Annotated in this window: 20 protein-coding genes and 1 riboswitch; of the genes, 7 read left to right on the top strand and 13 right to left on the bottom strand. The window is 54.2% G+C overall.

Features of this window, described 5'->3' with window-relative positions; translation table 11 throughout:
• Nucleotides 1–16 precede the first annotated feature (16 nt).
• Nucleotides 17–1219 (top strand): MFS transporter, encoded by a 1203-nt coding sequence (locus tag OK412_RS06070; RefSeq protein ID WP_010246959.1) that lies wholly within the window; start codon nucleotides 17–19, stop codon nucleotides 1217–1219.
• A gap of 63 nt (nucleotides 1220–1282) precedes the next feature.
• Here OK412_RS06070 and OK412_RS06075 read toward each other — a convergent pair whose 3' ends face one another.
• The gene (locus OK412_RS06075) at nucleotides 1283–1498 is read right to left on the bottom strand and encodes a YdgH/BhsA/McbA-like domain containing protein (RefSeq protein ID WP_022624516.1); all 216 of its coding nucleotides are present in this window, start codon (nucleotides 1496–1498) and stop codon (nucleotides 1283–1285) included.
• Nucleotides 1499–1607: 109 nt separating this feature from the next.
• Nucleotides 1608–2525, bottom strand: coding sequence for a LysR substrate-binding domain-containing protein (locus tag OK412_RS06080; protein WP_264352858.1), 918 nt, complete (start codon nucleotides 2523–2525; stop codon nucleotides 1608–1610).
• 161 nt (nucleotides 2526–2686) lie between these two features.
• Between OK412_RS06080 and OK412_RS06085 the strand changes: the two genes are divergently transcribed.
• Nucleotides 2687–3367 (top strand): type 1 glutamine amidotransferase domain-containing protein, encoded by a 681-nt coding sequence (locus tag OK412_RS06085; RefSeq protein ID WP_182500604.1) that lies wholly within the window; start codon nucleotides 2687–2689, stop codon nucleotides 3365–3367.
• Between the two features lie 1085 nt (nucleotides 3368–4452).
• On the opposite strand, the gene OK412_RS06090 is transcribed toward OK412_RS06085, so the two are convergent.
• Nucleotides 4453–5364, bottom strand: coding sequence for a LysR family transcriptional regulator (locus OK412_RS06090; protein ID WP_264352859.1), 912 nt, complete (start codon nucleotides 5362–5364; stop codon nucleotides 4453–4455).
• A 160-nt stretch (nucleotides 5365–5524) separates the two neighbouring features.
• Between OK412_RS06090 and OK412_RS06095 the strand changes: the two genes are divergently transcribed.
• Both OK412_RS06095 and OK412_RS06100 read left to right on the top strand, forming a co-directional pair.
• On the top strand, nucleotides 5525–6040 hold the full coding sequence (locus tag OK412_RS06095; protein WP_033780400.1) for a polyketide cyclase: 516 nt from the start codon (nucleotides 5525–5527) through the stop codon (nucleotides 6038–6040).
• Nucleotides 6041–6893: 853 nt separating this feature from the next.
• Nucleotides 6894–7418 (top strand): phenolic acid decarboxylase, encoded by a 525-nt coding sequence (locus OK412_RS06100; RefSeq protein ID WP_010246964.1) that lies wholly within the window; start codon nucleotides 6894–6896, stop codon nucleotides 7416–7418.
• 19 nt (nucleotides 7419–7437) lie between these two features.
• On the opposite strand, the gene clcA is transcribed toward OK412_RS06100, so the two are convergent.
• Both clcA and OK412_RS06110 read right to left on the bottom strand, forming a co-directional pair.
• A complete protein-coding gene (gene clcA, locus OK412_RS06105; RefSeq protein ID WP_235603810.1) occupies nucleotides 7438–8766 on the bottom strand; it encodes a H(+)/Cl(-) exchange transporter ClcA in 1329 nt (442 codons plus the stop codon).
• Between the two features lie 154 nt (nucleotides 8767–8920).
• Nucleotides 8921–9229 carry a YicS family protein gene (locus OK412_RS06110; RefSeq protein ID WP_033773512.1) on the bottom strand — a complete coding sequence of 103 codons (309 nt, stop codon included), beginning with the start codon at nucleotides 9227–9229 and terminating at the stop codon, nucleotides 8921–8923.
• 165 nt (nucleotides 9230–9394) lie between these two features.
• On the opposite strand from OK412_RS06110, the gene OK412_RS06115 reads away from it, so the two are divergent.
• Both OK412_RS06115 and OK412_RS06120 read left to right on the top strand, forming a co-directional pair.
• Complete coding sequence (locus OK412_RS06115) at nucleotides 9395–10621, top strand: FAD-dependent oxidoreductase (RefSeq protein ID WP_264352860.1); 1227 nt, start codon at nucleotides 9395–9397, stop codon at nucleotides 10619–10621.
• 152 nt (nucleotides 10622–10773) lie between these two features.
• Nucleotides 10774–12546 carry an EAL domain-containing protein gene (locus tag OK412_RS06120; protein WP_264352861.1) on the top strand — a complete coding sequence of 591 codons (1773 nt, stop codon included), beginning with the start codon at nucleotides 10774–10776 and terminating at the stop codon, nucleotides 12544–12546.
• Between the two features lie 36 nt (nucleotides 12547–12582).
• Here OK412_RS06120 and OK412_RS06125 read toward each other — a convergent pair whose 3' ends face one another.
• From OK412_RS06125 to ascF, 6 genes are all read right to left on the bottom strand, one after another.
• Nucleotides 12583–13518: an ABC transporter substrate-binding protein gene (locus tag OK412_RS06125; RefSeq protein ID WP_264352862.1), complete on the bottom strand. Its 936-nt coding sequence runs from the start codon at nucleotides 13516–13518 to the stop codon at nucleotides 12583–12585.
• 23 nt (nucleotides 13519–13541) lie between these two features.
• Nucleotides 13542–14303, bottom strand: a complete 762-nt coding sequence (locus OK412_RS06130; RefSeq protein ID WP_264352863.1) for an ABC transporter permease — start codon at nucleotides 14301–14303, stop codon at nucleotides 13542–13544.
• On the bottom strand, nucleotides 14300–15040 hold the full coding sequence (locus OK412_RS06135) for an ABC transporter ATP-binding protein (protein ID WP_264352864.1): 741 nt from the start codon (nucleotides 15038–15040) through the stop codon (nucleotides 14300–14302). Before OK412_RS06135 ends, OK412_RS06130 begins: the two co-directional genes overlap by 4 nt.
• Nucleotides 15037–15738: a TenA family protein gene (locus OK412_RS06140; RefSeq protein ID WP_264352865.1), complete on the bottom strand. Its 702-nt coding sequence runs from the start codon at nucleotides 15736–15738 to the stop codon at nucleotides 15037–15039. The genes OK412_RS06135 and OK412_RS06140 overlap by 4 nt, the downstream gene beginning before the upstream one ends.
• 68 nt (nucleotides 15739–15806) lie before the next feature.
• A riboswitch (TPP riboswitch) is annotated at nucleotides 15807–15909 on the bottom strand.
• A 106-nt stretch (nucleotides 15910–16015) separates the two neighbouring features.
• A complete protein-coding gene (locus OK412_RS06145; RefSeq protein ID WP_033780331.1) occupies nucleotides 16016–17446 on the bottom strand; it encodes a 6-phospho-beta-glucosidase in 1431 nt (476 codons plus the stop codon).
• A gap of 36 nt (nucleotides 17447–17482) precedes the next feature.
• On the bottom strand, nucleotides 17483–18949 hold the full coding sequence (ascF, locus tag OK412_RS06150) for a PTS cellobiose/arbutin/salicin transporter subunit IIBC (protein ID WP_061703205.1): 1467 nt from the start codon (nucleotides 18947–18949) through the stop codon (nucleotides 17483–17485).
• 256 nt (nucleotides 18950–19205) lie between these two features.
• Here ascF and OK412_RS06155 point away from each other — a divergent pair, with 256 nt between their 5' ends.
• Nucleotides 19206–20225, top strand: a complete 1020-nt coding sequence (locus OK412_RS06155) for a LacI family DNA-binding transcriptional regulator (RefSeq protein WP_264352866.1) — start codon at nucleotides 19206–19208, stop codon at nucleotides 20223–20225.
• On the opposite strand, the gene OK412_RS06160 is transcribed toward OK412_RS06155, so the two are convergent.
• Both OK412_RS06160 and OK412_RS06165 read right to left on the bottom strand, forming a co-directional pair.
• Nucleotides 20222–20971, bottom strand: coding sequence for a DNA-binding transcriptional regulator YciT (locus tag OK412_RS06160; protein ID WP_010670440.1), 750 nt, complete (start codon nucleotides 20969–20971; stop codon nucleotides 20222–20224). The genes OK412_RS06155 and OK412_RS06160 overlap by 4 nt on opposite strands.
• Before the next feature lie 76 nt (nucleotides 20972–21047).
• Nucleotides 21048–22310 carry a DUF1479 domain-containing protein gene (locus OK412_RS06165; protein WP_264352867.1) on the bottom strand — a complete coding sequence of 421 codons (1263 nt, stop codon included), beginning with the start codon at nucleotides 22308–22310 and terminating at the stop codon, nucleotides 21048–21050.
• Nucleotides 22311–22423 lie beyond the last annotated feature (113 nt).

Here is a 22423-nt window from a genome sequence, read left to right on the forward strand (position 1 = left end):
CTTCCAGGGAAATAACATGTCTCAGCGTTCACTCTACGCGCTCTGTTTAATGAGCTTTTTTCTGGCCGATGTCCGCGACGGCCTGGGGCCATTTCTGGGCATCTTTCTTACGGAGCGACACTGGCAACCCGACGAAATCGGTCTGGTAATGACCTGTGGCGGTATCGCCGGATTACTTGCCACGCTACCGGCAGGGATCGCCGCCGATGCGACCCGTCATAAAAAAATCATTGTGCTGCTGGGCTGTCTGGTGATTACCGTTGCCACACTGCTGCTGTGGTACAGCAATCAGACCTGGACGGCGATGGTCTCTCAGGTTGTAGCAGGCCTGGCTGCGGCGTTTATCGGCCCGACGGTGGCGGGGATCACCTTAGGGCTCACGGGTCAGCGCGGCTTTAACCAGCAGATGGGACGCAACGAGGCGTTTAATCATGGCGGGAATACGATTGCTGCATTGCTGGCCGGTTTTTCAGCCTGGTACTGGGGCATGGGTGCCGTTTTCATTCTTATGACGGTAATGGCGGTTTTCGCTGCTTTCGCTACGCTGGCAATTCGCGGAAATGAGATCGATAACGATGTGGCGCGCGGTTATGAACCGCATGAAGAGCGTCAGCCAGCGCTGCACTTATCAATGTTGTTGCGAAACCCGGCGCTGATGATCGCCGGTTTGACGCTGCTGCTGTTTCATCTTGCCAATGCCGCACTGCTGCCGATGCTGAGCATGCGCGTCGCCTCGGCAGGCGGCCAGGCGGCGATCAGTCCGGGCCTTTACGCGGCGGCAACGGTGGTGATTTCCCAACTGGTGATGATCCCGGTCGCGCTGTGGGTATCTAAACGGGTTGATACGCACGGCTATCGCCTGTTTATCATGATCGCCCTGATGATATTACCGCTGCGCGCGGTTCTCGCCGCCGGCTTTGCCGGGCCGATTTTTGTCATTCCGGTTCAGGTTCTGGATGGTATTGCGGCAGGGATTCTCGGTGTGGCGGTGCCGGGCTACATTGTTTCCCTGCTGCGGGGTACGGGCCATGTTAACGCCGGGCAAAGCGTTATTATGCTGATGCAGGGCGCAGGTGCCGCGCTGAGTCCCGCCATGACGGGCATGATCGCCGCACGATATTCCTACAGCACCGCGTTTGCGGTACTCGGCGCAATTGCGCTGGCAGCGCTGATTCTATGGTGGCGCACCGGTAGCGCGCCAGCCGCCCGTCTGGCCTGATCGGACACAAAAAAGGCTGCCCATTGGGCAGCCTCTTCTGGCAAATCCGTTTGCGACCATCCGTTATTTATACAGTTCTGCGGTCATGTGAACACGGTTGTTGGTGTTCGCTTCCGTAATTTTATACTGCGCGCCCTGTTCCTGAGCCTGAGCTGCAATTTTTGATTCTGCGCCATCCAGTGTGGATGAGGTGACAGAAACGCTCTCGGCAAAGCTGCCAAAAGAGATCAGAGAAAGAGCTGCGAGTGCGGCGATTGAAAGTGCTTTTACGTTTTTCATGGTCATATTCCTGAGTTATGAATTGGGAGGATGTTTGCCTCCGATGAGAAGAATAGTAACTCAGGTTATGATATCAATATTAACTATTAGTGCGGCAATGGTGATCGTGCTAATTGTTTATCTGGGGATCAGACAGCGACTGTGCCGTCTCTGTAATCAACGTCCTGAACCAGCGATGGGCAGGATCGTCGCGATAGCGTGCATGCCAGCCCATTTCAACCGGGAAGGTGCCCAGGTCAACCGGCGCGGTAACGATTCTGAGCCGCTCATCGCGTGAAAGATGCTGACAGATCAAACGCGGCAGGGTCGCGCAGTAGTCCGTGACCGCAATCATTTCCGGCACGGCCAGAAAGTGTGTGACGGAGACTGCAACCTGACGACGCAGGCCGCGCTGCTCAAGCGCCTGATATAACCCAGCGCGCATACGGCCAGGTGGCAGAACGTTGACGTGCTTTAGCTGCTCATATTGCTCCGCGCTGAGGTTTTCGCCCACCAGCGGATGATCGGCGCGTATCACGCAGGCCAGACCTTCATTCATCAGGTGCTGAACGACGAGATTGTCGGGCGGCTCCACGATACGACCCAGCACCATATCGGTATTACCTGAAATCACACCGGTTTCAGTGACGTCATTGCCAAAAGGAGTGAGGCGTAGTCGGATGCCGGGCGCACAGCTCCTCAGGCGGGCCACGATGGCAGGCATCATGATGAATTCGACATAGCTGTTAGGCGCAAGCGTGAAGAGCCGGGTGGCATGAAGCGGATCAAAGTCCTGCTGGCCAAGAATAACCTTGTCGATCGATGACAGCGCAGCACCGACCACCTGAGCCAGCTGTTCCGCTTTCGGCGTCGGTCGCATCCCGTAACGTTCGCGGATAAATAGCGGATCGTTGAGCGTTTCACGCAGCCGGTTTAATGCATTAGAAAGCGCCGGCTGGGTTATGCCAAGCCGTTCCGCTGCGCGGGTAACGTTGCGCTCCTCCATCATAACCAGCAAAACTGGCAGTAAATTCAGATCGTATTTCATTAAGATATAATGCTATGTGAATAACTGAAATTTAAGAAATAAATTTCATAAATATTCGTAACCCCGCCATGATTAACGGGTCAACGCAGAAGATAGCGGCTCAGACGCTGGTTCTGACTATCCTTACACCTGAAACCGACTAACTGTTATATGGAGCGGAAATGAAAATTTTAATGGTTTTGACCTCGCATGATGAGTTGGGCACCACTGGCAAGAAGACCGGTTTCTGGCTGGAAGAGCTTGCGGCACCTTACTATGCATTTCTTGATGCGGGCGTAGAGATTACCCTGGCTTCACCGAAGGGCGGACAGCCTCCACTCGATCCAAAAAGTGATGAACCCGATTCTCAGACTGATGAGACCCGCCGCTTCCATGCCGATTCTGCTGCTCAGGCAGTACTGGCCTCGACCGTCAAGCTTGATACTGTTGATCAGGAAGCGTTTGATGCCGTTTTCTATCCAGGCGGCCATGGTCCTTTATGGGATCTGGCAAACGACAAACACTCCATTTCGCTGATTGAGCAAACCCTGCAGGCGGGCAAACCGGTTGCGCTGGTCTGTCATGCTCCAGGTGTCCTGCGTGATGTGAAAAATGCTGATGGCACGCCTCTGGTCAAAGGAAAGAAAGTTACTGGCTTCACGAACAGTGAAGAAGAGGGCGTTGGCCTGACTGACGTGGTGCCGTTCCTGGTTGAAGATGTGCTGAAACAGAACGGCGGCCTATACTCACGCGGTGATGACTGGCAATCCTATACGGTTCAGGATGGTTTGCTGATTACCGGTCAGAACCCAGGTTCCTCAGCCGAAACCGCGAAGGTTTTACTGGCAAGCCTGGCGAAATAAAGATCTTTACAGCATGCTGAGTTTTGAGGGCGCCTGCGGGCGCCTTTTTTATTGCTACCGTTAAGTGTCAGGGCAGATAGTGACCTGCTTAATTATTCAGGTTGAATAGATTAGGGCTCAATTTTTCTTAACATTGATAATAAATTTACGGGCGTTTCAGAGCTAAATGATTGCCTGAAAAATTCACTGCAAATATAAACATGTTTTTAAAACCAGTGTTGACATCGTTTTTTATATCCGTAAAGTAGGACTCATCAGCGGCGTGCAGTTGCCCTGATAAACCGGAAACAAAAGCGTTACGAGTAAAGTAAAAAGGTCCGACAAATTTGTGAGTTGAACTTGTCGGTGGTTCTGTTAAACATTGTTCTTTAAAACTGTTCGTTAGTTAAGATAACCCTGTTAAATGGAGTCGAAGTAAGTCTTTAAGAAGTATGTAGTATCGCGTCGCGATGATGTAAGGCCTCGTAGTTCTGAACGTTACGTTACGACAGGATACGATTGCGGTTTAAACGTCGTAATGAAAGTAAGGCAACGCATCAAAGAGTATATATCGCGATGGGGGTGTGCAGATTTATACGGGCCTGACCTGTCTTTGTCTCCTGAAAGACTATCAGGTGGTTGAAACCGATAATAATAGTGACATTTAAGTATCGTGATCATTATTATCCGCAGGATCTGTTCATAAATAGCAGTACCGAAGTAGTACCTATCAATTAAGTTAGTTAATGGTAAACGTAAAATCTGTAGTACCTTAAAAGCCCTGGCTATTTCAGTCAGGGCTTTTATCTTTTTACGATGTCTGTCAGTTCTTTTCAGAACGTAAATATGAGTAATTAACATTATCAAAGCAGCTTTTATCGATAATAACCAAAGTTATTCACGCGCGATTTATTCCCCTGCTAATTTTTCCTCAGTTCAACACTCTCTTTCCTGAATTCCCCAGCATCCATTTTTACCCCGCTACCGACATAGTAAAGCGTGATTTTGCCTTTTTGGCATCGGGGAGAATGCGATAAACCGCCCCGTTATCCTGTCTGTTGCTTAAACAAAATCGCGAAACAGTGAGCCGCAGTCCGGTATCCCTGTCAATACACCACCGTTTTAGCCACGGACGCCAGTCGTTCACGCAGCCACACATGCCCTTTGTGATGATGGGTTCGGTCATGCCAGGCCATGATTTTACTGAAGCCGGGGATGACCAGCGGTGGCGGCAACATGACCAGACCCGTGGTGTCGACCGCCAGTCTTTTCGGTACCACGCTTACCAAATCAGTGACGCGCAAAATTTCCGGGAGCACCAGAAAACTGCAAACTGAGAGCGTTACCCGGCGGGCCCGGCCAATCGCAGCCAAAGCCTGGTCGGTAACCCCATGAAAATTTCCGCCGGGCCACGAAACCAGCGCATGATCCTGCGCACAGAACTCATCCAGCGACAGCGTCGCACAGCCCGCCAGAGGATGATTTTCACTCAGCAGACAAACATATTCTTCATTGAACAGTTGCCGCGTATGCAATGTCGGCGGCGTGGTCTCTGGCGTCAGCAACGCCACATCAACGTCCCCATGTTCAAATTGTCCTGACAGGGTCTCGCTGTTCACGGGTACCACCGCGACACGTATACCTGGTGCTTCACGTCGTAAATGCGCAATAAACGGTAAAATCACCGCACTAAGCGCATAATCTGTTGCAGCAACATGTAACGTCATCTGCGACAGGGCTGGATTAAACTGTTGCGGCTGAAGTAATTCTCCCACCTCCGACAGTATCGCTTTTACCGGCCCGGCCAGTTCCAGCGCCCGCAGAGTCGGCACGATGCCGCGTTGAGCCCGGATAAACAGCGGATCATCAAAACTTTCACGCAGTCGTGTCAGCATACCGCTTACCGCAGGTTGCGTCAGGCACAGACGTTCAGCCGCTCGGGTCACGCTGCGTTCATCCAGCAGCACGTCCAGCGTTTTTAATAAATTCAGGTCAACGTTAAGCAGATGATTGTTCATTCTTCCCCTGTGACACACGGTTAAATCTTGATATTAATTTAAATAATATCACAGATAAATTATAACTATTGGCCTTATATATGGAGGGATCAGATACTGCGTTTTCCACGGCACTGATTACCGTTGCAACCGTTACAAGGCAGGAAAACGTAGAATGAAAATGAACGCGATTCACTGGCCAGAAGGATTTATCCCGGGTCTGACTGATAATTTCTGTTCAAACGAGGTGATTGTCACTGACCTGACGCCAGAAGCCGTCTGGCCGTTGCTGGCCACCCCCGCTTGCTGGCCTGAATATTATGCTAATTCCGCTAACGCACAGTTTTATGACAATAAAGGGCCAGTACTGGAGCAGGACGTGCGTTTCTGCTTTGAGACTTTTGGCTTCCGGGTTGAGGCAAAGGTAACGGAATGTGTTCCGCCAGTTAATGGCGAATTAGCACGTCTGGCCTGGCACGGTTGGTCGGGTGAGGAAGGGGCTGCCGACCGGCTTGATGTTCTTCATGCCTGGTTGATTGAAGCGCTGCCAGGAAACCGGCTACGCATTCTGACGCAGGAGACGCAAAACGGAAATCCGGCGAAAGAGCTGGCGGTCGCTAAACCTAATCCGATGATCAATGGACATCAGGAATGGCTGGATGGACTTGTCGCTGCGGCAAGGTCAATTAAACGCTGACCGGCGAACAGGTTGACAATTTATGACCGGCGCGTTATCGGCGCGTCGGTTGCCTGTTCCGGCCGGGTTTAACATTAACGTGACCCTCACATAACGCTACCTCCTTATGTGTTTAATATCAGCAATAGTGTGCGCCGTTTAAGTTTGACGGGATTGATAATAATAAAAGGGTTTACCTGCCGGGTTTGAGGCGCCTTTTCTAGATCGACGATTTGTACCTCACAGGAGCAGAGCCTTTAGTGGTATCGCGCTACTCGTCATTTTGACACCTGATGAATGCCTGAGCATAAATCGTGCGCAAAAATGTCAAAAAATCCCACTAAGTCAGCAAAAATAAATCTATCCTCATTTGAAGTTGGTGGAAGATTAAATTTTAAGTTATTAAGATTAACTTATTGATTTATATCATATACGTTAAAATACCAGATTATTATTATTCACTCGTCCATCTGACAGAGGAATTTCGATATTTAAACAAATAAAAAAGAGCTGAAATGCATAAGCAATAATCTTATAGGCTGTTGAATCTATTTAAAGTATATTAAATTCTGATAATGAATCATCTTTTTGTTGTGTGATTTACGATGGGCAAATATCCCATTTTAGATCACTCTATTCTCCAATATTTCAAGGGGTAATATAAAAAAGAACGTTTTTCCGGCATCTATTGACCTGAAGGAAGTGAGAAGGGTTTTTATTGACATTATTATTTATCCATCGCGAACCATTTCCGTTTTCTGATGGCAAAAAAATCAATCTGCGTCATAGTCAATATTCACCGAGTTATTGCGCTATAGCTTTCTTTTGAAATTCATCTGCGCCTGTTAAGTGCGCTATTCAAACAGAGGTTAAAATGTCTGCAGAATCTCCAGAGAATATCTCCAGCGATCTTTCACAGTTCGTCGGTACACATTTTGTCTATACCTATGATAATGGCTGGAAATATGAGTGGTACGCTCGCAACGAAACCACCTGCGACTACCGTATTCATCAGGGGCTGGTAGGTGGCCGCTGGGTAACCAACCAGAAAATGCATGCGATTCAGTTCGCCCCTGGCATCTACAAAGTAGACTGGCATGAGCCCACCGGCACCTGCGTCAGCCTGCTGTTTGATCTGAATCGCACCCTGGTTCACGGCACAATTTTCTTCCCGCAGTGGATTGCCGGTGAAGGTCAGCATCCGGAAAAAACTATCTGTTATCAGAATGACTTCATTGAGGATATGCACCGCTTCCGCGATGAAGGCCCGGCTTATCCGTATGTGATCATTCCAGAGTTTGCGAAAGTGACCTATATGAAAAATGAAGGTCCAGATAACGATGAAGTGATCAATCAGGCACCCGGACAGATGCCTGCTGACTATTTTGATGGTAAGTAATTAAGCCGGTCACCCGCCCCTACGGGCGGGTAGCTTCTGCCTGACGCGCCAGCGTGCGGGCCAGTATTGAGGAGTAGAGTGGTTTCCCCCCCAGAAACTGCGCCAGCAGCGTAGCGCCCAGACAGGTAATAATCATCGGCAATATCAGCTGATAGTTATCGGTCATCTCCAGCACCAGTACGATACCGGTCAGCGGTGCCCTTACCGACGCCGCAAACAGTGCTCCCATTCCCGCGATAGCAAAGGTGCCCGCTTCCAGATGATAAAACGGGAAGAGGTCCGACATGGCCATCCCAAAGGCTGTGCCGAGCAGCGTACCCAGCGCCAGCATCGGCGCAAAAATACCGCCCGGCGCACCTGAGCCAAAACAGAGCAGGGTGGTCACCAGCCTGACCAGAAAGATGATCAGCAGCAGGGTGAACGGAAAGACGCCATGGACCGCCTGTGGAATCAGTTCTGAACCGCCGCCTGCGCCAGGTGCAAACAGCAGAGCCAGAATACCGCAGCCGCCGCCCAGCAATGCACCGGCCAGCACCACGCGTGCCGTTTTACCGGCATAAAAACGCGCAAAAATGTCCTGCGTGATAAATATCAGGCGATTAAACAGGACGCCGACCATACCGATAATCATCCCGAGCACCAGATAGAGCCACAGCGTCTGCACCGGCGCATCAGCCAGCTTGCCGACGGAGATCACCGCCTGTTCGCCGTTGAAACAGCGGAACACAATGCTGGCCATAATCACACCGGTAAACACGGCTTTAATTGAAATCAGGTTATAGCGGAATTGCGGACGCATCTCCTCGATGATAAACAGGATGCCCGCCAGCGGCGCATTAAACGCTGCCGCCAGACCGGCCGCCGCGCCGGTTGCCAGCAGCGTATGGCGTGCCTCATTGCTGCGCATCCCCAGAATATCAATGACCATGCGGCCAATGTTCCCGCCCAGCTGCACTGTCGGGCCTTCCCGGCCCAGCACCATACCGGCACCCAGCGTGCCCATGCCGCCAAAGAACTTCACCGGAATCACCCGCCACCAGCGCACAGGCCTCAGCTCTTCCAGCGCCCCTTCAATTTCAGGGATACCGGAGCCACCCGCTTCGGGAGCAAAGCGCCTGACGAGAAAATAGCCCACCATCGCCAGCAGAGCCGAGATGGCAAAGGCGGCGGCGTAGAGCATCCAGCCCTGAAACTGCGATGGTATAAGCGTGTCAGCACGCCACTGCTGTATTGTTTCAACGGCCCGGGCAAACGCCACGCCCGCCAGGCCAACCAGCGTACCGACCAGCGCGGCACAGAACAGCATCGCCAGCGGTGTTTTATCACGATAGAGCAGGGCGCGAAACATCCGGCTGCGCGCCGCGATGGAGCGGGGAACATAAACCGGCTGCGGTGATTCTTCATTCATTGAGAGACATTCTTGTTCAACCAGACCAGCGCCCCAGTTTACTGAGTGATAAGGTGAAAACAAACGTCAGGATCAATTTCATCGGGGTAAAGGGTTAATTCGTCTGTGGTGGACAAACCACTTGCGCCATGCGTTCGCGGTAGGCTGGATCATCCTGGTTTTTCAGCGCCTGAGCCACCGCAGTCAGCGTGACCTGATTCTGCTTCTGGTTCTGCTTATCGTTAAGAAACGTCTGACGCAGTTTTTCATCGGAGATGGCTGGTGATAACTGGCACTTCTGACGCAGATCGTCAGTTATCTGCTGCTGACGCAGCGCAAACTTCAGCGTGTCGTAGGGTGCGGCTGCCACAATCAGCGGGCTTAACAGCGGCAGAATAAACAGCGTGTTGCGGATCACGTTCATGATGGTCTCCTGACTGCTGAGGACAGGATCGGGTCTTCGGCAGTTTTCAGTTGATATTAATCGCATTGAGTGATTAGCCTGAGCACAATATCCCCGACCGACTGCGGCAATGTCGCCACGGTCGACGCAATAATCATAGCAATACTGGCGTGACAGGGAGCTGACATGCAGCCACATTCCACTGAAATTCTCACCGCTGACTGTTGTATCGTCGGCGGTGGCCCGGCCGGATTAATGCTGGGTTATCTGTTCGCCCGCGCAGGCCTGCGCGTGGTGGTGATCGAAAAGCACGCCGATTTTCTCCACGATTTTCGCGGTGACACCATCCATCCCTCGACGCTGGAAATTATGCATCAGCTCGGCCTGCTGGAATCTTTCCTGACGCTGCCGCATCAGCGTGCCGAAAAGCTGGAGGCGGAAATCGGCGGACAGAGTATTACGATGGCCGATTTCTCACGGCTGCCGGTTCAGTGCCGTTTTATCGCCTTTATGCCGCAGTGGGATTTCCTGAACTATATGGCTGAACAGAGCGCCCGGTATTCGGGCTTCAGCCTGCTGCAGTCGACCTCTTTTGAGTCGCTGAATGTTGAAAATGGCAAGGTCAGTGGTGTGATAGCTTCCCGCGGGAATCAGCAACTGCACATCCGCTGTAAACTGGTGGTCGGTGCAGATGGCCGCCATTCACGCGTACGCAAAGCGGCAGGACTGACCGGACAGGAATTCGGCGCAGCACGCGATGTCATCTGGTTCCGCTTAAGTAAACAGCCGCAGGATCCCGATCTGGGTATGGGGCATAAAGGGCCACGCCAGAACTTTATTGTTATCGATCGCGGCGACTACTGGCAGTGCGGACTGACTATTCCGAAAGGGGAGTTTGAAGCGAAACAGGCCGCCGGACTCGACGCATTTAAAGCGGAAGTTGCCGCACTGTCGCCGTTCGGGCCTGCGCGTATGGCGGAAATCGAGAGCTGGGAGGCGTTCAAACTGTTGACGATACGTATCGACCGCCTGGATAAGTGGGCGAAGCCCGGGGTTCTCTGCATTGGTGATGCGGCGCATGCCATGTCGCCGATTGGTGGGGTTGGCGTAAATCTGGCGATTCAGGATGCGGTAGCGACGGCGAATCTTTTGACCGATCCCCTGAAGCGGGGAGAACTGCAGCTGCGCGATCTGGAAAAAGTGCAGAAGCGCCGTCAGTTCCCTACCGTCGCCACACAGTTTTTGCAGATCAAAATGAGCCGCAGCAAAGCAAAAAGAAAACCTACGGGAAGCAGCAAGGTTCCCGCGATTATCCAGCGCCTGCCGTTTCTGCGTTTTGTACTGGGACGCCTGATCGGTCTGGGCTTCAGGACGGAGTCGCCGCAGGTTGCGCACATGAAAGAAGAGCGTTAAATGATTTCGACAGCGATCAGATATCATGCGACACTGTTTCATTGTGAAAGTACTGTCAGATTGAGCCGCTATTTATCTGATAATTGGGCGCTAATTGAGCATTCCTGAGCTAAATTATTTTCGATTTTTGCGCCTGCATAGGAGAGGTTTCAGTGCATAACGAGCAAAATGGCAGCGACGTAAAACGTCTGAGTGCGATCAAGGCACTTTTGTCCCCGGATGAAGCCCGGGATAAGGTGCTGGAAAGATTCGTTAATCTCGCCAGCCAGGTGCTGGGTATTTCTGGCAGCTTCATTTCAATTATTGACGATCATAACCAATATATTAAAGCGTCCCGCAACTTCGATCTTAAGCAATCGACCCGTGATGAATCTCTTTGCCGCCACGTCATTGATGGTGAGGGACATCTGGTGGTGTATGACACCTTACTGGATGAGCGCTTTGTCACGCACCCGTTTGTGAAAGGCGATCCGCATATTCGTTTCTACGCCGGTGTCTCGCTGCAGAACCTAGACGGCGCGGTGCTGGGCACGCTCTGCGTCACCGACACCCAGCCACATCCCTTTACGGATGAGAAACTCGCTACGCTGCGCTCACTGGCTACGCTGGTCACCTCATTTCTGGATGCCTGGAACAATGCGGGTTTTGCCGACGTCATTACGCACCTGCCGAATCGCCCACGTCTGATTCGTGATATTCAGCAACTGACCCTTGTCGCACCACAGAGCCGCTTTCGCCTGATTCTTATCGACTGCCTCGACATCATTCGCGCCTATGAGCTTTCCCGTGCGGTGGGCATTGCGCCGATGGAGAAACTGCTAAAGCAGATGGCGCAGGATGTCGCTCACCGGCTCAATCTTCCGGAGAATGAAACGCTCTATACTTTCGCTCCAGGCCGTTTTGCCATTGTTCAGCCCTACTCGGGTCGTTATACCGCACATAACATGATCGACCTGTTTAAGGGCATGAAGGCCGATCTGGCGGAAAATATCACGCTCGACCTGGATGTCTTTACCGGTGAAACAGAGTTTGTACCGGGCCAGATGGATGCCAATGAAACGGTGCGTCAGGCCGTGAGCGCGCTGCATGAGGCGGTTGATGAGAACATCAGTGCAATGTGTTTTGAAGAGAGTTACGACTCGCGGCGCACCGATGACTTTATGATCATGAACGATCTGGCTCAGGCGCTGAATAAAGACGAAGAGCTTTACCTGGCCTGGCAGCCTAAAGTGTGTCTCAAAAGCGGTAAAACGGTCGGGCTGGAGGCGCTTATCCGCTGGAATCATCCTGAGCGGGGCGAGCTTTTCCCTTCAGAATTCATTCCGTTAGCGGGTAAAACCAACCTGATTTCCGATCTGACCAACTGGGTTATCGATCACACCATTGAGCAGCTTGCGCGCTGGGATCGCGAATACGATCTGATTCCGGTTTCGATCAACGTCAGCGAACGCGACTTCGCAAAGCCCGATTTTGCCGATCGGCTGGTGGCAAAATTAGCGGCGGCTCAGTTACCCAATTCTATTCTGGGCATTGAGTGTCTGGAGAATGAACTGATCACCAAAACCAATGTGGCGATCAGCGGGCTGGAAGCGCTGAAATCACACGGCTTTGTGATCTCGCTGGATGATTTCGGCACCGGCTACAGCAACATCAGCTATCTGCAGGATATCCCGCTGGATGTGATCAAGATCGACCGATCCCTGATCTCGCGTATGGGTGAAGATGATGCATCAAAAATCATCGTCAGATGCATTATTCAGATGCTGAAAGAGCTGAACTACACCGTGCTGGCTGAGGGCGTTGAGACGGAAGCCACCCTGACGTTGCTGAAAACTTACGGTTGCGATCAAATCCAGGGCTACTTCTTTTCAAAACCGCTGCCAGCCAGCGATATTGAACACTGGCTTTATCAGAAGTCACACTAGACAAGTGGCCCGCAGCGATCGTTGCGGGCTCTCATATTACTCACTGCCGGTGGCGTAGCGCTCAACCGGCGTGATGCTTTTAATCAGCTTGTTATCAAACAGAAATTGCTCGTAAGCCTGATAGCGTGCGCGATCCAGTTTTGCCGGATCGGCAGCGAACAGCGGCAGGGTGGCACGCCATGCCTGATGATTCAGCGGCGTGTTCAGCTCCGGATGCGCGCGGGCAAAGGCCTGCCAGCTCTCCTCCGGGTGCGCCTGCAACTGCGCATTACCCTTCTTCAGTGCCCGCAAAAACTTTTTGATTTTCTCCGAGTGTGCCTCATCACGGTTGGCGACGATGATCAGTTCGTCATAGGCCGGAACACCATAATCCTCGACATTGAAGACTACCGGTTTTTTACCGTGCTGTTTCATCTCCAGCGCTTCGATATTGCGATAGCCGCCGATAACGGCATCCACCTGCCCGGTCATCAGGGCACTGGTGAGCTGGAAATTGACGTTAACCAGCTTAACCTGATCGGCCTTAACGCCATCATGGTTCAGCATGGTCGCCAGCGTCGCCTGTTCAATGCCGCTGACCGAATAGCCGATACGTTTCCCTTTTAAATCGGCTGGTTTTTTTACCGTTTCGTCTAACGTCATCAGCGTATTCAGCGGACTGTTAATCAACGTCCCCACCCGCATCAAGGGCAATCCCTGATCGGCGAAGAAATGCAGCTGCGGCTGATAGGTAATCGCTAAGTCCGCCTGCCTGGCTGCCACCAGACGCGGCGGCAGCGCCGGATCGGAAGGCGGCACAATGTTAACCTCCAGCCCTTCTGCCGCAAACGCGCCGGTCTGCTGGGCCACCATAATGGGTGCGTGATCGGGATTGATATACCAGTCGAGCACCAGTGTCAGTTTCTCCATCGCCTGAGCCTGTGTGGCTAAGGTGGCGCTGAACAGCAGGGTAAACAGAGGCATTTTTGTCATGGGTTTTCTCATTGGTATGGTCATTAATGTGTCTCGGGTGCCCAGGTAATCAGGCGGCGTAGCAGGATGTCGAGGGTCAGCCACAGGGCCAGCGTCATCAGCACCAGAATAAACAAGGCGGCGAAACAGAGGTCGCTCTGCATCCGGGCGTTGGCATTCAGCATCACGTAGCCCAGCCCTTCGGCCGAGCCGACCCATTCACCGATGATTGCGCCTATTGGCGCGACGGCTGCCGCCATCCGCAATCCTGAGCCCAGGGCGGGCAGCGCGGCTAACAGCCGGACATGGCGCAGTTGCGCTGCAGGTGATGCGCCCAGCGTGCGAGCCAGATCGAGATAGCTGGGCGTGACGCGACGCAGACCATCAAAAAAGGCGGAGGTCACCGGGAAGAAGATCACCAGGACGGCCATCGCGACCTTTGCGCCCATGCCGAAACCAAACCAGAGCACCAGCAGCGGCGCCAGGGCAAAAACCGGAATCGCCTGGGTGGTGATCACCAGCGGCATCATCCAGCGCTGCAGCCACGGCGAAAAGGTCATGCCCAGCGCCAGCACGCTCCCCAGCAGCACGCCGAGGGCCATGCCGCTGACGATCTCGGTCAGGGTAATCAAAGTGTGATGGCCGAGATAACCTGCGTTTTGCCACAGTGCGATGGCGACCGCAGCGGGTGAGGGCAGCAGAAAGGCCGGAACCGAAGTCAGTGTGGCGAGCCACCACAGCGCAATCAGTCCGGCAAACAGCATCACTCCACGGTGAAGACCGGCAAAACCTTTGTGTAATCTCATCCCGCTATCCTGCTCAGCTGCTTCAGCAATGCGGCCTGACTCTGCAATACCTGTATGTCGTCTGCAGCCCGCGGTGGCTGATCCGGCAGGGGCGGGCAGGTTTCAATTCCCGCAGAACCGATCACCAGCATGTGGTGACTGAGCCGACAGGCTTCAGCGGCGTCATGGGTAATCAGCAGCACGGTGTGTCCGACCAGCACTTCTGCGGCCAGCGTCTGAATCTGAGCGCGGGTGAGGGCATCCAGTGCGGAGAAGGGCTCATCCATCAGCACAACGGGCTGGCGGGTGTAAAGGGTGCGGGCCAGCGCGGCGCGCTGACGCATCCCGCCGGAAAGTGTCGCGGGTCGCGCGTTTGCAGAGTGGCTCAGACCTACCCGCATCAGCAGATGCTGCGCCCAGTCGCGATCGGCCCTTTCACCTTTCAGGCGACTGGCGAGGCAGACATTTTGTTCAACCGTCAGCCACGGATAGAGCAGATCCTGTTGCCCCATCCAGGCGATGCGTCCGGTCAGTGGCAGGCCGTCGCTGCCGCTGACCTGCCCGGCGGTGGGTGGCGTCAGACCAGCAATGACCCGCATCAGGCTGCTTTTTCCGACGCCGCTGGCACCCAGTAAAGCGGTAAAAGCACCGCCCGCGATCTCCAGATCAAGCTGGCTGAAGAGTGACTGCTGGCCATAATTCAGACTGAGCTGGCGAATTGAAATGCCTGGCGGCACCGGACTGCACGGCAGGTTCATGAGCTGATCCGCTGGGCGGCAGCATGGTTGAGACCCATCTGCCAGAAAGCGGCTTCCAGCCGGGTCGCGGTGGTGAAGATCTCCGCCAGCGGGTGAAACCGGTGTTCACCGGCACGCTGCCGGGCCAGGGTTTCAAACAGTGAAAGTGAGGAGCGAACGCCAGCCAGATAGGCTTCGTCGCCGTAATTTTCTATCCATGCCGCGTAAGGATTCCCCTCAAAGCGGGTTGCGGGATCATGAAGTAGTGTCAGGCCAATTTCAGCGTAACCGGCAACGCACGGCATCAGCGCGGTCAGCAGCTCCAGCGCATCCCCGGTGTGACCCACGTCCAGCACGTAGCGGGTGTAGTTGAGCGTTTCCACGGCTTCGGGTTCACTCGCCATAGCCGCCTCGCTGATGCCCCATTGCTGGCAGTAAGCCTGGTGAAGTGGCAGTTCGCTGACGGTAGCGTTAAGCGATGCCGTTGCGCTGCGTAAGGCTGCTGGCTCGGAAAGTTTGCTGATCAGCAGGCCCCAGGCACGGGCGAAGTGCAACAGAAAGAGATAATCCTGGGTGAGATAGTGGCGGAAGGCGGCGGGTGGCAGGGTGCCCTGACCGAGTTGCCGCACAAAATCGTGCCCGATATAGGCGTGCCATTGACTGCCCGCCTGCTGGCGCAGACGACCATAAAAGCCGGTGTCGAAAAGCGGATGTGACATAGGATCTCCAGTAACAGGGAGATCCGGGCATACGGTCTGGAACAGGGAATGTTGCAGGAGATGACGCAGAAAATCTGCCGACCCGTCCCTTCGCTGGCATGACCCAGATCAGGTTCAAAGGGTTCGGCTTACGCCATCTCAGCCCATTACAGGACACCCCTCGGAGACATTGGTTATACGATAATTACTGCCGGAGTACAACGGCAGAAATAAGCGTTCTGTTCCGGCGTTGCTGTCGCGCCAGTAACAGCATGACGATAGATTTTAAGTGACGTTGTCACTCAAGATCCGCACCATTACTGGCAATGACTTTTTTGTACCACCAGAAGGATTTCTTCCGCGTGCGCGCCAGCGTGCCGTTACCCAGGTCGTCGCGGTCAACATAGACAAATCCGTAGCGCTTGCTCATTTCACCCGTTGAGGCGGCAACCAGATCGATACAGCCCCAGCTGGTGTAACCCATCACTGGCACGCCATCCTCGATCGCGTCGCCCATGGCGCGGATATGTTCGCGCAGATAGCTGATGCGGTAATCATCGTTGATCTCGCCATTTGATTCGATCTCATCGCGCGCGCCCAGGCCATTCTCCACCAGAAACAGCGGCTTCTGATAGCGGTCATACATCATATTCATCGTGATGCGTAAGCCTAGCGGATCGATACCCCAGCCCCACTCACTGCGCGGTACATGGGGATTGGTCAGGGATTTCACCACATTGGCGGCGCTGCTGTTCTGCTCGTTCATCTCGGCCGAGGCGCAACGTGAGGCGTAGTAGCTGAACGAGACAAAATCGACGCTGTTTTTCAGAATGTCGTCATCGCCGTCAGCGATCTCAAGCGTCACCCCTTTTTCACGGAATACGCGGGCGGCGTAGGCCGGATAGGCCCCACGCGCCTGCACGTCAATAAAGAACAGGTTTTCGCGATCCTTTTCCAGCGCAGCCCAGACATCTTCCGGCTTGCTCGACCAGGGATAGAAGTTGCCGCCTGCCAGCATGCAGCCGACCTGGTTCATCGGATTCACTTCATGCGCGATGCGCGTCACCAGCGCGCTGGCGACCAGTTCATGATGGGCCGCCTGATACTTTACCTGATCCTTGTTCTCACCGGGTTCGAACACCAGACCGGCGCCGGAAAAGGGGCTGTGCAGCAGGATATTAATCTCATTGAAGGTCAGCCAGTATTTCACCAGGCCATCAAACGCCTCAAAGCAGCTGCGGGCATAGCGGGCAAAAAAGTCGACCATTTTGCGATTGCGCCACGAGCCATATTCAGTCACCAGATGCATCGGCACATCAAAGTGACAGAGCGTGACCAGCGGTTCGATATTATATTTCCGGCACTCCTCAAAGACCGCGCGGTAAAAGGCGATGCCTTGCGGATTGGGCGTCAGTTCATCGCCATTGGGATAGAGACGGCTCCAGGCAATCGACGTGCGGAACACGCTGAACCCCATCTCCGCCATCAGCGCAATGTCTTCCGGATAGCGGTGATAAAAATCGATGGCTTCATGGCTGGGATAAAATTCATCGTCACGCAGGGTAAAACGCTTTTCCAGACCGAGTTTGACCGGCATACGGTGCAGGCCATGTGGAATCATGTCGACGGTGGTTAAGCCCTTTCCGCCTTCACGAAAACCGCCTTCACTCTGGTTGGCGGCCAGTGCGCCGCCCCATAAAAATCCTTGCGGAAACCTTGAATCAGACATGCAATCCTCTTTTCCGGGTCAGCGTGACCCTTTCCTTTAGTGGCTATTAATCGCGTTAGCGCGTTCGGTAACGGGCGCAGGTTGCGTTGCGCTTTCGGGTGCGGTTTTGATTTCGGGTTCGGTTTCAGGAATATCTTCAAAACCTAACAGCAGCGTCAGCACAAATGACAGCACCACAGACAACACCATGACCGCACCGACCCAGACAATACTCATGGGATTGGTGGGATCGAAGAACTGTACGCTGGTAAACAGGCCGGGAGAGGCCATGGAGTGGCTGGCCAGCCCGCCAATGCCCGCTACCGCGCCGCAGATAAAACCACTGATCAGACAGGCGATCAGCGGTCGTTTTAAGCGGACCGCAACGCCATACAGCGCCGGTTCTGAAATGCCGGCAATAATCGCTGATGCCGCCGCTGCCAGCGCGGTCTGGCGCAGTTCACGGTTTTTGGTCCGGAACGCCACCGCCAGCGACGATCCCCCCAGCGAGAGGTTGGCACCAATCTCTGACGGCATCACCATGCCCTCTTTGCCGGTTTCGGCAATGGTCTGGATGATGGTGGGGGTGAACACCCGATGCATCCCGGTCATCACCAGCAGCGGCCAGATTGCGCCCATAATCGCGACGGAAAGCCAGCCAAGATAGCCATGCACGGTGTAGACCAGCGCGGAGATGCCGCTGCCGATCCAGATGCCAATCGGACCAATCAGCACAATCGCGATGGGTGCCGCAATCAGCACAATCAGCATCGGTTTCAGGAAGTTTTTAGTGACGGCAGGGGTAATACGATCCACGCCGCGCTCGATGTGCGACAGGATCCAGGTCATCACCAGCGCCGGGATCACCGTATAGGTATATTTCACCGCGGTCACCGGGATGTAAGCAAATTCCACCGCCTGACCCTGTGCCGCTTTCGCCATCAGTTCAACAAAGTTGGGATGAACCAGTACACCGGCAATGGCGATCGCCAGCGACATGTTCGTTTTGAATTTCAGCGCCGCAGAGGCGGCCACCATGATCGGCAGGAAGAAGAATGCGCCATCGCCAATCACGTTGAGGATGACCAGCGTTGATGAGCCTTTCTCAAACACGCCCGCCATATCCAGGATCATCGCCAGCAGCTTAACCATTGACCCGCCAATAATGGCCGGAATCAGCGGCGACATGGTGCCCACCAGCGCATCAAGAATACCTGCACCGATGCCTCGTAGCGTGATTTTACGTTTTACGGGTGCAGTCGATGTCGCTGCGGGCGATCCCAGCTCCAGCACCGCCTGATAAGCCTGTGACACGTTGTTACCAATGATCACCTGGCATTGAGTGTCGTTGTGCACCACGCCCATAACGCCATTGATCGCCTTGAGCCGGGGATAGTCGACCTGGTTTTCATCTTTCAACACAAACCGCAGGCGGGTCATGCAGTGGGTTACGGCTTCGATATTGGTGAGGCCGCCTAGCGCATCGACGATGGCGCGTGACACCTCGGCATAATTTCTGGGCATGATCGCTCTTCTCTGTAGGGTAAATCGGTCAAAGTTTTTATGTTTTTGCGCCTGCGGGCAGGCAAATAGGAAACCGGTTTCACAAAATCATGAAGTGCTTTCATGGCGCCGACAAGCGCCAAAATCATCAAGATCTCTTTTTTGTGAACTCCATCACCTAATGCTGCCTGGTAACTTCGTGCAAGGGCGGGGTAAATATTTCCAAGATTGAGAGGCTTAGGTAGACTGCAGGACGACGCAGCAAAGGAGCATCACCATGGCAACGATTCAGGAAGTGGCAAACAGGGCGGGCGTCTCAAAAGCGACAGTGTCACGTGTGCTCTCGGGCAATGGCTATGTCGGGAAGGAAAAGCGCGAAAAAGTACTGAAGGCGATTGCCGAAACCGGATACCGGCCCAATCTGCTGGCGCGCAACCTGGCGACAAAAACGTCTCAGACCATTGGACTGGTGATCACCAATACGCTCTACAGCGGCAGCTACTTCACTGAACTAATGGCACACTCCGCGCGCATACTGGAGCAGCAGGGCCGCCAACTGATTCTGGCGGACGGCAAACACACCGCTGAGCAGGAAGAGGCGGCGATTCAGTTTCTGCTCGATCTGCGCTGTGACGGCATCATTATCTATCCGCGCTTCCTGACTATTGACGCGCTGGATGCGATTATCTCCCGGCACAAGCAGCCGATACTGGTGATCAACCGGCGGCTGCGCGTCAACCATAGCTACTGTATTTACAGCGATCAGCACGCCAGCAGCGCTGCGGCGGTGAGCCATCTGCTGAATCAGGGGCATCGCGAGATCGCATTTATCACCGGTTCGCTCGATTCGCCGACCGGCGTCGAGCGACTTTCCGGCTATCACGCTGCGCTGGCCGCACAGGGCATTGAAGCCGATTCCCGGCGAATCGTGACCGGTAAATGGACGGCGCAGAGCGGTATGGCGGCCGTGGACCAGCTGCTGGAACGCAGGGTGACATTCAGCGCGCTGGTGGCGAGTAATGATGAGATGGCGATTGGCGCAATCAAGCGTCTGACTGAATGCAACATCGCGGTACCCGGGCAGGTTTCGGTGATTGGCTTCGATGATATTCCGCTGGCGCCCTTCATCACGCCGTCGTTATCCAGCATGAAACTGCCGGTCACTGAGATGATCGATGAGACGATTAACCGCCTGCTGACCATGCTGGATGGCGGAGACTGGCATACTCAGGCACCTTTCACGGCCAGCCTGATGCTGCGGGACTCCGTTACTAAAGGCCCCGGCCGTTCTGCTTAACCTGCGGCGATCTGTATCACCTCTATCGCCTGTTCCCTGAGCTGCGCTACCGTCGCCGCATCCAGCGTCTCATCGGTAATCACGTGCCCGACCTGAAAACCGGATGAAAGCGGATAGGGGTGAATCTGACCAAACTTGGAGGCGTCGGTCAGGGCATAGCTCTCAGCGCCTTTCGCCAGCACGGCATCCACCACATCACAGCGCAGCATGTTGCGGCCGGTAAAACCGGTCTCCGGATGCCAGCCATCCACGCCAACAAATGCCCGGTGAAAATGAACCTGCTGGATGGAATACCGCGTCAGCGGGCCGACTACCGACTCACTGCTTTTCTGCAGCAGGCCACCGAGCACAATCACCTCACAGGTGGCTTCCCGAAGAAGCTGGGCAATATAGTGACTGACGGTAATCAGCGTAAGATCGGCGCGGTCAGCCAGCGCACGCGCCAGCAGCGCATTGGTGCTGCCGCCTTCGATGAAGACCGATTCACCCGCCTGAACCAGGCTGGCCGCATGTCGTGCCAGCGCCTGCTTAGTGGGATAGCGGGTATTCATGCGGGTGCCGACGTTATCGCTGTCCAGCGCCAGCGCGGAACCGTGAACCCGCCGCAGCAGTCGGTCGCGTTCCAGCAGCGTGAGATCCTGCCGCACCGTCACTTCAGAAACCCCGGTAAGCTGCGCCAGTTCACTGACCGTTACGCTGCCCCGGCTATTAACCAGTTGAATAATCTGATGATGTCGCGGGTTCATAATTGCGTTTCGCAGAAAAAAAGAAGCTCCAGTGTAACAGGGATATCCCGCGCTGGTGTACAACGCGGGATTGGGATCAGGACAAATCCAGCGACCGGCGTCCGTTAAGATTGAGATCCTGCAGCGTAAAACGCTGGTCCCACTCTGTTTCATAATCTTCCGGCGGAAAATCTCCCGGCGAACGTCCCTGCTCCAGCGCCTGTGCAACCCGCCGGGCATAGGCGCGGTTTTTGTCACACATAGGTGCCGCGGGGATATACATCACATTGCCCCAGCCCTGCTGATCTTCAACCGGTGCAACGGCGTGGATCACATCACAGTGCCACCATACCGAATCGCCCGCCTCTAAGGCCGGTATCGAACAGAGTCCTGCAATCAGGTGCGGATGCCACTGTTCATTAACGGGCAACACCCGGCCCGGCGCGACGCCGCACAGTTCATCTTCAGGTACGTCTGAAAGCAGCGGGCGCAGCAGAACATAGGCCATCGCCTGCGGCACCGGCACCACGTGCAGCAGGCCCTGACCGGGGATCATATCGGAGAGTGCGGTCCAGCCCTGAAAGGTCCGGAACACGGAACATTTGGTGGTACCCGGCAGATCATACTCATCCACTTCGGTGCGGTGAGCTGCATCCCAGGGGTCGTAAGCGGCAAAATCACCGTGAAACAGCTTACTGAAAACCTGCTGATACGCGGGGAGTAACCAGCGTTCCAGCGCGCCGGAATCGGTATGGGCGCCTAATCCCTTCGAGGTGGTGCCCGGCAAGCGGCGACGGATGCGATCGGGATAGATAATGCTGACATCCGGGTCAAACCACTGCTTGCCCTGTGATTCAGACTTCCATAACCGGTTCAGAAAAGATTGCGCGTCAGCCATTGCCGCGCTCTGCCGCGCCTGCATTTGCGCCTGTGACCAGTAAATCGGATAGATTTCGGGGCGGGAGGCGGCCAGCGATCCAAAAAAGTCATCGCCGGGGCCGCGATAGTGTTCGTCAAACCGGTTGTGATCCAGATAGTCGAGCATCGACTTATCCCATGCCAGCGCCTGCTCACGCGTGAAGTGCTGCTTAATTACCACACAGCCGCGACGTTTAATCAGCGCCCGGGTTTCATCCGAAACCTTTCCCGCTGCAATGTCCTGCATGGGCACTACCGGCCAGGCACTGCCCGTGCGCTTTTCATCTGCTTTTGCTTCAGCAATCGCAGCAGTGATGTTGTCGCAAACCTGACGGAAAAGGGCATCAACATCACCAATCTGTTGACGTAACTGCTGTTTCATCTCGCGAATAGCGGTTTTGACGTCGTCAGGTAAAGGGGTTGATCGGAAATCTTCACGCATCTCGTGCTCCTGAATATCTGGGGGTTGAGTTACGAATGTAATTAAAATAACCTTCATTCGTAATATTCGACTGAGGTTAACATCCTTTTAACGAAAAAAAACGTGCGTGATAA

This window comes from Pantoea sp. JV6 (assembly GCF_025910055.1).
Lineage (GTDB): Bacteria > Pseudomonadota > Gammaproteobacteria > Enterobacterales > Enterobacteriaceae > Pantoea > Pantoea agglomerans.